The organism is Variovorax sp. PBS-H4, assembly GCF_901827205.1.
Taxonomy (GTDB): domain Bacteria; phylum Pseudomonadota; class Gammaproteobacteria; order Burkholderiales; family Burkholderiaceae_C; genus Variovorax.
This window is the reverse complement of record NZ_LR594675.1, coordinates 5,187,254-5,199,023: the sequence shown is the minus strand read 5'-3', so window position 1 is coordinate 5,199,023 and position 11,770 is coordinate 5,187,254. Positions and strand designations below refer to the sequence as shown.

Here is an 11,770-nt window from a genome sequence, read left to right as displayed (position 1 = left end):
CACGGCAAGCCAGAGGCACGCAGAACAGGTCACTCGAACGCCAGCCTCCACTGGCTGTCCACCGCGAAGCTGTGCGCAAGAAAGTCCACGAATTCCCGCACCTTGGCCGATGGCTGGCGCGGCTGCGGGAACACCGCATAGAGCGTGCGTGATTCGGGCGCCCACTCGGGCAGCACCGCGCGCAAGCTGCCGGCGGCGATGTCGTCGGCGACCAGGAAGGTCGGCAGCAGGCCGATGCCTGCGCCTTCCAGCAGGGACTCGCGCAGCACCAGGCTGTTGTTGCAACGGCAGTTTCCGGTCACGCGCACGGTGCGATCCCCGCCGGGCGCGGTCACGTGCCATTCGTCAGGCAGCTGCCCGCGGTTGTAGACCATGCAGTTGTGGCGCTTGAGCTCCTGCGGGGTCGCCGGCTCGCCATGGCGCGCGAGGTAGGCCGGTGAGGCCACCATCGCCCGCGCCATGCGGCCGATGGGCCGCGCGCCACGCATGGGTTCGCGGTCCTTGCCGGCGATCAGGATGGAAACATCGAAGCCGGCCTCGGCCGGGTCGACGAAGTAGTCGTTCAGCGTCAGCTCGAGCTTGACCTCGGGGAAGCTCGCAAGAAAGTCCGCGATGCTGCGGCCCAGGTGCGCCGACCCCAACGACACCGGGGCGCGCACCTTGAGCAGGCCGCGCGGCGTGGGGTGCAGGCGGCCGGCGGTCTTCTCGGCCTCCTCGATGTCGTCGAGGATGCGGATGCAACTCGCGTAGTAGGTGCGGCCCGCCTCGGTGAGGCTGATGCGCCGCGTGGTGCGCGCCAGCAAGGGCGTGCCCACGTGAGTCTCCAGCGCGGCGACGTACTTGCTCACCGAGCCCGCGGACATCGCGAGCTCTTCCGCGGCGTCGCTGAAGCTGTGGCGCTCCACGACCTTGCGGAACACGGCCATGCAGGTCAGTCGGTCCAAATTCTTTCCAATCTCGAAAGCGATTCTTCTCGTTCGAGATGTTTATGCGTGATAAGGAAACTGTCAACATTCCTTCAGGAGTGACGACGGGGCCTTGGCACAGCGGCACCAGCCCGCCGCCACCACCACCCACGACCTGGAGGAGAAATGATGACCATGCGTGCGCGCATCCGGCGCCTCACCTTCGCGGCAGGCCTGGCCTGCTGCCTCGGGCTCGCAGCCGCCGAGCCGGCAGGCACCCTGCGCTTCGGCACCAACCAGCAGCTGGACGACTGGGAGACGCTGACCAAGGCCAACAGCACCTACACCTCGCTGGTCTACGAAGGCCTGGCCGAGATGGCGCCCGACGGGGTTGCGATCGTGCCGCGCCTGGCCACCGCCTGGAAGGAAAGCCCGACCAAGGTCGAATTGACGCTGCGCCAGGGGGTCACCTTCCATGACGGCACACCCTTCGATGCCGCCGCCGTGGTGAAGAACCTCGAGCGCGTGCGCGACACGCCCGGCCAGTGGCGCGGCGTGATGGACGGCGTGGACAAGTTCGTCGCTGTCTCGCCGACGCAGGTGGACGTGCTGCTCAAGCGGCCCTCGCCCAACCTGATGCCCAACCTGGCACGCCGTGGCGCGTACATGGTGTCGCCGAAGGCGCTCGACAGCGGCAGCTGGAAAACCGCGCCGGTCGGCACCGGCCCCTGGAAGCACGAGGCCAAGGATGTGGTCAAAGGCCTGCGCCAGGTGGTCAGCTACTACGACGGCTACTACGCGCCGGAAGCAGTGGGCGTGCGCCGCATCGAAGTGACCTACATCAACGACGCCGACAGCCTCTACAACGCGCTGCGCACAGGCCAGGTCGATATCGTCTGGACCAACGCGTCGATCGCCACGCGTGCCGAGCGCGAGGGCATGAAGGTGAGCTGGTTCCCTTCGGTGCTGTGGCACCTGCAGATGATGGACACGGTCAAGATCTTCAACAGCACCAAGCTGCGCCAGGCCGTCTGCCATGCGATGAACCCGCAGGACTACATCGATGCCCAGTTGGGCGGCCGCGGCAAGGTCCACACCCAGCGGGTGCGCGAGGGCGTCCCCGGCTACAACCCGGAGGTGAAGGGCTACCCCCACGACCTCCCGAAGGCGAAGCAGCTGATGGCCGAACTGGGCAACCCCAAGCCGCAGGTCACGCTGGCGAGCTTCGACAACCAGCGCACCATCGCCGAGCTGTTCAAGAGCCAGATGGCGCAGATCGGCATCGAGGTGAAGCTGGACCTGATGACCTTCGGCCAGTTCTTCAGCACCTTCCGCAGCGGCAAGTACGCGGCCGCCATCCTGACCGACTCGCAGGACACCGGGCCCTACGACTACTACCTCTACCACTTCGCTCCCACCGGCGCCGGCAACCCGCTGGGCACCACCTTCCCGGCGGTCGACGCGGCGGTCAAGGAGGCGCTTGCCGCCGAGGACCCGAAGGCCCAGAACGCGAGCTGGCAGAAGATGATCAAGGTGGTCAACGACGAGGCGCTGGACTGCGGCTTCTTCGACTACGCCGCCTACTGGGCCTACAACCCGAAGAAGATCGCGAAGGTGGTCTCCACCGTCGGGGACGTGGCGGTGTTCCGCTACGCCGATGTGCGGCTGGCGCGCTGAAGGGAAGGGCACCATGACCGCCAGCAATCCCGAGCGCCTCCTCCTGATCCGGGGCGCCACCGTGCTCAGCATGGACCCGCAGGTGGGCGAGCTCGCCCGCGGCGACGTGCTGGTGCATGGCGAGCGCATCGCCGCCGTCGGCCCTTCGCTCGACATGCCGGAAGGCGCCGAGTGCATCGAGGCCGAGGGCATGGTCCTGATCCCGGGCCTGATCGATTCGCACACCCACATGTGGCAGGCGCCGCTCAAGGGCCTCGGCGCCGGCCTGTGGGGCGCCGCCGACTACAGCCGGCACGTGTTCCCGCTGCGCGAGAAGTTCTCGGCCGACGACATGCACGACGCCACTTTCGCCTGCGGGGTCGAGATGCTGGACCACGGCATCACCACCGTTCTGGACTTCTGCCACAACGTGATGACGCCGGCCCACGCCGAGCAGTCGATCGCGGCGCACCGGCGCACCGGGCAGCGCATCCTGTTCGCGTACGGCATGCTCGGCGCCTTCAAGACGCTGGCGGCCGAGCACGGCTGGCGGCTGGAGCAGATCCGCAGCCTGTCGCGCGAGCTCGGCGAGGCCGGGGGCTTGCTGCACCTGGGCATTGCGCTCGGCTCGCTGGAGTACGCGGGCCTGGAGCTGGTCGCCACCGAGATCGCGCTCGGACGCGAGCTCGGCCTGCAGATGAGCTTTCACCAGAACCCGCCCGGCCAGATCCAGGCGCTGCACCAGGCCGGCCTGCTGGGCGGCGACCTGCTCCCCGTGCATGCGAACGTGGCGACCGACCACGAGCTGGCGCTGCTGGCGCAGCACGGCTGCGGCATCTCCTTCACCGTCGAGGGCGAGTTCGGCGGCGGCCGGCCGATGAGCATCATCGGCCGCGCGCACCGGGCCGGCGTGACGCCCAGCCTCGGCGTCGACATCCCCTCGCGCGTTGCGCTGGACCTGTTCGCGCAGATGCGCCTGACCTTCCAGGTGCTGCGCAACGAGGAGGCCACGGTCGAGCGCATCGCCGGCCGCTGGCCGCTTGCGCGCCATCCCGGCACGCCGCATGCCCAGCCGCGCCACATGCTCGAGTACACGACCGTCAACGCAGCCCGCGCGCTCGGCCTGGGCGACGAGATCGGCCGCATCGCGCCGGGCCTGCGTGCCGACCTGGTGCTGCTGCGCACCGGGCCCTACGGCATGTCGCTCGGCGATGCGGCGGCCCACGTTGCGCTGCAGAGCTGCGCCGCGGACGTGGACACGGTGCTGGTCGACGGTCGCGTGCGAAAGCGCGGCGGGCGCCTGCTCGACCTCGATCCGGCCGAGGCCGCGGCCGCGACCCGGCGCGTGCGCGAACGCGTGCTCGGCCCGGCCGCCGGGCAGGGGGTGCGCGCATGAGGCGCCTGCTGCTTGCGCGGCTCGGCGCGGTGCTGCCGATCCTGTTCGCGGTCTCGCTCTTCACCTTCGTGCTGACGCGGATGACCTCGACCGATCCGGTCAGCCAGATCCTGGGCCCTGGCGCCTCCGCGGCCGATCGCGCCGAATACGCACGCGGCCTGGGGCTGGACCGTCCGCTGCCCGAGCAGTTCCTTGGCTGGATCGGCGGCGCACTGCGGGGCGACCTGGGCCAGTCGCTGTACACCAGCCTCCCGGTGAGCGCCGCCATCGCCGACGGCATCGGCGTCACGCTCTCGCTGGCGCTGGCCGGCATGCTGCTGGCGCTGCTGCTCGGCCTGCCGCTGGGCATCGCGGCAGCGGTGCGCCACGGTTCCTGGGCCGACCGGGCGCTGACCCTGCTGGTCTCGCTGGGCCTGGCGGTGCCCAGCATCTGGCTGGCGCTGCTGCTCTCGCTCGCTTTCGCGGTCAACCTGCAGTGGTTCCAGGTGGTGGGGTACACGCCCTTCGCCGAGGACCCGTTGGAGTGGGCACGCGGCCTGGTGCTGCCGGCGGTGGCGCTGAGCGTGCACACGGCAGCGGTGATCGCGCGCCAGATGCGCAGCGCGATGATCGAGGTCCTGCAGTCGCCCTGCGTACATGCCCTGCGCGCGCGCGGGCTGCCGCCGCGCACCATCGTCTGGCGCTACGCCATTCGCAACGCGATGGTGCCGGTGCTCAGCGTGATCGCGATCCAGATGTCGGTGCTGGTCGGCGCCAGCATCGCCATCGAGCGCATCTTCGCGGTGCCCGCGCTGGGCACGCTGCTGATCGACAGCGTGGTGCGGGCGGACTTCCCGGTGCTGCAAGGCGTGGTCGTCGTCATTGCGCTCATCGTGCTCGCCGTCAACCTCGTGGCAGACATCGGCTACGGGCTGATCAACCCGAAGGTGCGCGTCCATTGAACACCACCGCCGTACCCGCCCAGACGCTGTCCGCCATGGCCACGCCCGCTGCCGCCGCCAATGATGAATCCTCCGGCCGCGCGCGCCTCGCACCGCGGCTGAAGGTCTTGGCACGACCCTTCGTGCTGCTGCCCGCCGCCTGGCTGCTGTTGCTGCTGGTGTGCGCGGTGGCAGCGCCGCTCGTGGCGCCGCACGACCCGTTCCATCCCGACCTCAAGCACCGGCTGGAAGCACCCAATCCGATCTACTGGTTGGGCACCGACGACCTCGGCCGCGACACGCTCTCGCGCCTGGTCTTCGGCGCCCGCACGGCGCTGCTGGCCTCCTTCGAGAGCGTGGCGATCGGTGCGGTGCTGGGCATCGGCATCGGCCTCGCCGCCGGCTATCTCGGCGGCTGGCTGGACCGTATCGCGATGCGGTTCGCAGACGTGATGCAGTCCATCCCGGCGGTGCTGCTGGCGCTGGCGCTGATCGGCGTATTCGGAAAGGGCCTGGCCAACGCGATGCTCGCGGTGGGGCTGATCTTCTCGGTCAGCTTCATGCGCATCACGCGCGCGGTGGTGCTGGCCGAGCGTGAGCGGCTGTACGTGGATGCGGCGCGCGTGCTGGGGCTCGGGCCGGTCTCGATCATGCTGCGGCAGATCCTGCCGAACGTGGCGGGGCCGCTGGTGGTGCAGGCCTCCATCTCGCTCGGCACGGCGCTGCTGATCGAAGCCATGCTGAGCTTCCTCGGCGTGGGGGCCGACAGCGCCCAGGTGAGCTGGGGCGCGATGCTGGAGACCGCGCGCCAATTCCAGAGCGAGCAGCCCTTCCTGCCGGTGCTGCCAGGCGTGGCGATCACGCTGACGGTGCTGTCCTTCAACCTGCTCGGCGATGCCCTTCGCGATGGCCTGCTGCCAGGCGGGGCGCGCGTGGCGCGGCGTGCCGCGGCAGCACCGATGGCGGCGCAGCCCGGCCCCGTGCCCGCTGCTGCCGAGCCGCTGCCGCCCGATACCCTGCTGCGCCTGAGCCACCTGAGCGTGCGCCTCCAGGGCCCGCAGGGCGACGCCGAACTGCTCAGCGACGTGTCGCTGCACCTGCGCCGCGGCGAGGTGCTGGGGCTGGTGGGCGAGTCGGGCTGCGGCAAGTCGATCACCGCCGCCGCGATCATCGGCCTGCTGCCACCGGCCGCTCGCGTGGCGGCGGGGTCGGTTCGCCTGGGCGACACCGAACTGGTCGGCATGGACGAGGCACTGGCACGCGAGATCCGCGGGCGCCGCATCGGCATGGTGTTCCAGGACGCGGGAGCGGCGCTGTCGCCGGTCCACACCATCGGGCGGCAACTCGCCGATGCCGTGCGGGCCCACAGACGGCTCGATGCACGGCAGGCGCGCGCACGTGCCATCGAATTGCTGGAGATGGTAGGCGTGCCGGACGCACACCGGCGGCTGGACGACTATCCGCACCAGTTCTCCGGCGGCATGGCGCAGCGCGTGGTGATCGCCGGGGCACTGGCCTGCGAGCCGGAGCTCCTGATCGCCGACGAGCCGACCACCGCGCTCGACGTGACCATCCAGGCGCAGGTGCTGGACCTGCTGATGGACTTGCGAAAGCGCCTGGGCATGTCGATCTTGCTGATCACCCACGACCTCGGGGTGGTCGCCGATGCCTGCGACCGCGTGGCAGTGATGTACGCGGGCCAGATGGTCGAGACCGGCCCGGTGCGGGACGTGCTCGCGCGCCCTCGCCATCCCTACACGGCCGCGCTGCTCGCGGCAATGCCCAAGGGCGGCGCCGGCGGCGCCACGCTGGCCACCATTCCCGGGCGCGTACCGCCGGCTTGGGCCTGGCCGCAGGGCTGCCGCTTCCATCCGCGCTGCCCCCGCGCCATCGACGCTTGCACCGCCGCGCCGGTGGCGCTGGACCATGGGGTGCGATGCCTGCGCATCGAGGCGTCCGCGCCGCAGCGGAAAGAAGAGAAGGTGCTGCCATGAACCCGGTCACGACGGCACCCCTGCTGAGCGTCGAGAACCTGTCGGTGGACTTCCGCCTGCGCCACGGCATGTTCGGCCGCGCCCGAACGCTGTCGGCGGTGCGCGACGTGAGCTTCACCATCGAGCCCGGCCAGACCTTCGGCCTGGTCGGCGAATCCGGCTCGGGCAAGAGCACGATCGGGCGGGCGATCCTGCGGCTGGTGCCGGCCACCGCCGGGCATGTCCGCTTCGGCGGGGAAGACATCACCGCCTTCGGACCGCGCACGCCGCTGCACTACCGGCGCGACGTGCAGGTCGTGTTCCAGGACCCGATGTCTTCGCTCAATCCGCGGCAGACGGTGGGCGCGACCCTCGAGCAGGCCATTCAGCGCCATCGCCCGATGGACGCGTCTGCGCGCGGCCGCGAGGTGGCGCGCATCGTCGACAGCGTCGGGCTGGCCGCCTACCACGCGCAGCGCCATCCGCACGAGCTGTCGGGCGGACAGCGCCAGCGCGTGGCCATCGCGCGGGCGCTGGCGGTGCGGCCACGGCTCATCATCTGCGACGAGCCGGTGAGCGCGCTGGACCTCAGCACGCAGGCCCAGGTGATCAACCTGCTGGTCGAGCTGCAGCGCGAGTTCGGACTCAGCTACCTGTTCATCGCGCACAACCTCGACGTGGTGCGGCACGTGAGCCACCGCGTCGGCGTGCTGTACCTGGGCCGTCTGGTGGAGACCGGACCGGCGGCGCAGGTGCACGACGCGCCGCGCCATCCCTATACGCGCATGCTGGTGGCTTCCACGCTGGTGGCCGATCCGCAACTGCAGGAGCAGCGCTCGCGCGCACGGCGGCTGCAGCTGCGCGGCGAGTTGCCGAGCCCGCTGTCGCCGCCTCCGGGCTGTGCCTTTCACACGCGCTGCCGCTGGGCCGTGGAGGCGTGCCGGCAGCGCATGCCCGAGCTCGAGGCGAGCGGCGCGGACGGCCGCGCGGCCTGTATCCGGCTGCACGAGATCGAAGAGGAGGCAATCGCCGCATGAATGCCCCAAGCCACGCGCTGCTGGTCCGCGGTGCCAACGTCATCAGCATGGACCCGTCGCTCGGCGACCTGCAGGCCGCCGATGTGCGCATCGAAGGGCGCCGCATCGCCGCGGTCGGGCAGGGCCTCGACGGCTCTGGCGCCGACTGCATCGACGGCCGGGGGATGATCCTGATCCCGGGCCTGATCGACACCCACACCCACCTTTGGCAAGGCCCGCTCAAGGGACTGGGCGCGGGCATGTGGGGCATGGGGGACTACAACCGCCACATCTTTCCGCTGCGCGAGCGATTCACCGCCGAGGATGTGGGCGATGCCACTTTCGCCACCGGCGTGGAGATGCTCGACAACGGCATCACGGCCGTGCTGGACTTCTGCCACAACGTGATGACCCCCGGCCATGCCGAGGCCGGGCTGCGTGCGCACGACCGGACGGGCCAGCGGGTGCTGTTCGGGTACGGCATGCTGGGGCGCTTCGAGACGCTGGCCACCGACCACCCGTGGCGGCTGGAACAGGTGCGCGGGCTGCAGCGCGAACGGGCCGGCGATGCCGACGCGCTCGTGCGCCTGTCCGTGGCGCTGGCCTCGCTCGAGTTCGCGGGACTGGCGCTGGTGGAACCCGAGATCGCCCTGGCGCGCGAACTCGGCCTGCCGATGACCTTCCACCAGAACGTCGCGGGCCAGATCCATGAACTGCACGGTGCCGGACTGCTGGGCCGCGACATGCTGCCGGTGCACTGCAACCCGATCCTGGACGAGGAGCTGGCGCTCATCGCGCAATGCGGCGGCGGCATCTCGTTCACGCCGGAGAGCGAGGTGGGCGACGGCCGCTCGACCAGCGTGATCGCGCGTGCCCACCGGGCCGGCGTGACGCCCAGCCTCGGCGTGGACGTCCCCTCGCGCGTCGCGCTCGACCTGTTCTCGCAGATGCGCCTGACCTTCCTGCTGATGCGCGCCGAGGAAGCCGAGCGCGAACGCGCCGCCGGCCGTTGGCCGCTGGTGCGCCATCCGGGCACGCCCTTCATCCAGCCGCGCGACCTGCTGGCCTATGCGACCGTGAACGCCGCGCGCGCCATCGGCATGGGCGAGTTGCTGGGGCGCATCGCGCCGGGCTGCCTGGCCGACCTGGTGCTGCTGCGCGCCGGCCGCTACAGCCCCTCCCTGGGCGACCCGGCCGCGCACGTGGTGCTGCAGGCCAACGTGGGCGACGTCGACACCGTGATCGTGGACGGCCACGTGCGCAAGCGCGGCGGCGAGCTGGTGGGCGGCGCGCGCGAAGCGGCGGTCGACGCCACCCGGCGCGTGCGCGAACGCCTGTTCGGCGCCGCGGCGCCAGCACCCTGAGTTCTTCTTCCAACCAACTGATCGATGCAGACATGACCCGAACCCTGATCCAGAACGCCTGCGTGCTCTCCATGGACCCTGCCGTCGGCGACTTCGACGAAGCCGACATCCTGATCGAGGGCGAGAAAATCCTCGCGGTCGGCCCACGCCTGGGTGCCGAGGCCGATGAAGTGGTGGACGGCCGTGGCCGCATCGTCACGCCCGGCATGGTCAACGCCCACATCCACACCTGGGAGTTCCAGCTGCGCGGCATCGGCAGCGACTGGGTCGGCAGCCGCGACTACCACGCCAACATGCACAAGAACCTCGCCACCCGCTACGGCGTGCGCGACGTGTACCTGGGCAACCTGCTCGGGGCGCTCAACCAGCTGCGCAACGGCACCACCACCATCGTCGACTGGTGTCACATCCTGCGCGACGCCGAAATGACCGACACGGCCATCGACGCGCTGGAGGAGTCGGGCGTGCGCGCCGTCTTCGCGCGCGGGACGGTGAAGCCGCCGGAACGCCCGGGCGAGATCCCGTACCACAAGAAGCCGTTCCCGCGGGAGGAGATCCACCGCCTGCGTACCGGCCGCCTCGCTTCCGACGACCGCCTGGTCACGCTCGCGATGGCGATCCTCGGGCCCGATTGGGGCGAGTACGACGTCGCGGCGCACGACATCCGGCTCGCGCGCGAATACGGGCTGATCAACTCGGCCCACACCTACGGCCGCAAGGGCAAGCGGGTGGTCGAGGACGGCTATCCCCGGCTGGCGGCCGAAGGCCTGCTCGGGCCGGACCACAACATCGGGCACGGGAACTGCTTCGACGACGCCGAACTGAAGATCGTGCTCGACGCCGGCTGCACCATCACCGCCACCAATCTCACCGAGATGCTGAACTACGAGCAGCCGGCGATGCTGGGGCGGCTGGTGAAGCATGGCGCGGTGCCCTCGATCGGGACCGATTGCGACCCCTACTTCAACAGCTCGATGCTCTGGGTCATGCGCCATGCCTTTCTGCACCAGCGCGAGCTCGACAACCGCAGCCTCTACGCGGCCGGGCAGTGGCCCGCGAAGACGCAGCATTCGACACTGACCCGCGATGCGCTGTACTGGGCCACGATGGGCGGTGCAAAAGCCTTCGGCCTGGAGAAGAAGACAGGCTCGATCACGCCCGGCAAGCAGGCCGACCTGGTGATGTTCGACACCCGCGGGCTCAACATCTTTCCCGCCATGCCAGGGGGAAACCCGGCCCACGTGGTGGTCATGTACGCCGAAACTTCCGATATCGAGATCGTCATGGTCGCGGGACGCTTCGCCAAGCGCGACGGCCGGCTGTGCTTCGACGCCGGGCGGCTGGCGCGGCTCAACGAGGAACTGCTGGCCTCGCGGCTGCGCATGTTCGAGGAAGGCCATTACGAATCACGGCCCGTCGAGCGCGGGCCACAACCGGAGCGCTTCGTCCTATGAGCACCTCGTCCTCCTTGCGGCGTCTGGCGGCCGCTGCGCTGGCATCGGCCTCGCTGCTGTGGGCCGCCACGCCCGCCGGCGCGCAGGGTGCGGCCCCCGCGGCCTGGCCGCAGAAGCCGGTGCGCATCATCCACGGCTTCACCTCCGGCGGCCCGGTGGACGCCCTGGCGCGCCTGCTGGCGGCGCAGTTCCCGGAGCAGTTCGGCCAGCAGGCCGTCGTCGAGGGCAAGCCCGGTGCAGGCGGGACCATCGGCGCGAACTACGTCGCCAAGGCCGAACCCGACGGCTACACGCTGTTCCTGATGGCCTCGGGCCATTCGGCGGCGCCGGGCCTGTACAAGTCGCTGCCCTTCGACGCGGTCAACGACTTCACCATGATCTCGATGGTGGCGCGCAGCCCCTTCGCGATCATCGCCGGGCCTGGCGCCACGGCGAACAGCATCCAGGAACTGGTGGCGCAAGCCAAGGCGCAGCCCGGCAAGATCGACTACGGCTCCGGCGGCACCGGCAGCGGCATGCACCTGGCCGCCGTGCTGTTCCAGGCGCGTGCCGGCGTGCAGTTCACCCACGTGCCCTACAAGGGCGGCAGCGCGCCGGCGCTGGCAGTGATGGGCGGCGAAGTGCCGATCATCTTCACCTCGCTGGCCGGCATGGCCTCGCACATCGAGAGCGGCAAGGTCAAGCCGTTGGCCGTCACGTCGCGCAACCGCTTCGCGGCCTTTCCGGAGGTGCCCAGCGTCGCCGAGACGGTGCTGCCGGACTTCGACGTGAGCGCCTGGTATGCGCTGGCCGGCCCGAAAAACCTGCCGCCGGCGATCACCGCGAAGCTCAACGAGATGGTGCAGGCCACGCTGCGGCGGCCCGATATCGTCCAGACGCTCAAGCTGCAGGCGGCGGAGCCCTGGCCTACCACCGCACGCGAAGCGCAGGCCTTTCTGGCCACCGATGTTGCGCGGTGGACGAAAGTGGTGCGCGACGAGAACATCGCGCCGCCGAACTGATCCGCCGGCGCGCGGACATTTGGCGCGGCGCTGCGCCGGATCGCCGGCGTGTCTACCATGTGCTCTTTTCGTGCAAGCCGAACTG

Annotated in this window: 9 protein-coding genes; 8 read left to right on the top strand and 1 reads right to left on the bottom strand. The window is 70.3% G+C overall.

Annotated features, from left to right (window positions below; all coding sequences use genetic code 11):
* Positions 1–29: 29 nt before the first annotated feature.
* Positions 30–944 carry a LysR family transcriptional regulator gene (locus tag E5CHR_RS24810; protein ID WP_162582299.1) on the bottom strand — a complete coding sequence of 305 codons (915 nt, stop codon included), beginning with the start codon at positions 942–944 and terminating at the stop codon, positions 30–32.
* Positions 945–1,091: 147 nt separating this feature from the next.
* Between E5CHR_RS24810 and E5CHR_RS24805 the strand changes: the two genes are divergently transcribed.
* From E5CHR_RS24805 to E5CHR_RS24770, 8 genes are read left to right on the top strand one after another with little or no spacing between them, the layout of a single operon-like run.
* Entirely contained in the window at positions 1,092–2,582 is a 1,491-nt protein-coding gene (locus E5CHR_RS24805) for an ABC transporter substrate-binding protein (protein ID WP_162582298.1), read from the top strand.
* 13 nt (positions 2,583–2,595) lie between these two features.
* Positions 2,596–3,957: an amidohydrolase family protein gene (locus E5CHR_RS24800; protein ID WP_162582297.1), complete on the top strand. Its 1,362-nt coding sequence runs from the start codon at positions 2,596–2,598 to the stop codon at positions 3,955–3,957.
* Positions 3,954–4,898: an ABC transporter permease gene (locus tag E5CHR_RS24795; protein WP_162582296.1), complete on the top strand. Its 945-nt coding sequence runs from the start codon at positions 3,954–3,956 to the stop codon at positions 4,896–4,898. The genes E5CHR_RS24800 and E5CHR_RS24795 overlap by 4 nt, the downstream gene beginning before the upstream one ends.
* Positions 4,895–6,871: a dipeptide/oligopeptide/nickel ABC transporter permease/ATP-binding protein gene (locus E5CHR_RS24790; RefSeq protein WP_162582295.1), complete on the top strand. Its 1,977-nt coding sequence runs from the start codon at positions 4,895–4,897 to the stop codon at positions 6,869–6,871. Before E5CHR_RS24795 ends, E5CHR_RS24790 begins: the two co-directional genes overlap by 4 nt.
* Complete coding sequence (locus E5CHR_RS24785) at positions 6,868–7,887, top strand: ABC transporter ATP-binding protein (RefSeq protein WP_162582294.1); 1,020 nt, start codon at positions 6,868–6,870, stop codon at positions 7,885–7,887. Before E5CHR_RS24790 ends, E5CHR_RS24785 begins: the two co-directional genes overlap by 4 nt.
* Positions 7,884–9,230 carry an amidohydrolase family protein gene (locus E5CHR_RS24780; RefSeq protein ID WP_162582293.1) on the top strand — a complete coding sequence of 449 codons (1,347 nt, stop codon included), beginning with the start codon at positions 7,884–7,886 and terminating at the stop codon, positions 9,228–9,230. The genes E5CHR_RS24785 and E5CHR_RS24780 overlap by 4 nt, the downstream gene beginning before the upstream one ends.
* A gap of 32 nt (positions 9,231–9,262) precedes the next feature.
* Positions 9,263–10,684: an amidohydrolase family protein gene (locus E5CHR_RS24775; RefSeq protein ID WP_162582292.1), complete on the top strand. Its 1,422-nt coding sequence runs from the start codon at positions 9,263–9,265 to the stop codon at positions 10,682–10,684.
* Positions 10,681–11,685 carry a tripartite tricarboxylate transporter substrate binding protein gene (locus E5CHR_RS24770; RefSeq protein ID WP_162582291.1) on the top strand — a complete coding sequence of 335 codons (1,005 nt, stop codon included), beginning with the start codon at positions 10,681–10,683 and terminating at the stop codon, positions 11,683–11,685. The genes E5CHR_RS24775 and E5CHR_RS24770 overlap by 4 nt, the downstream gene beginning before the upstream one ends.
* Positions 11,686–11,770 lie beyond the last annotated feature (85 nt).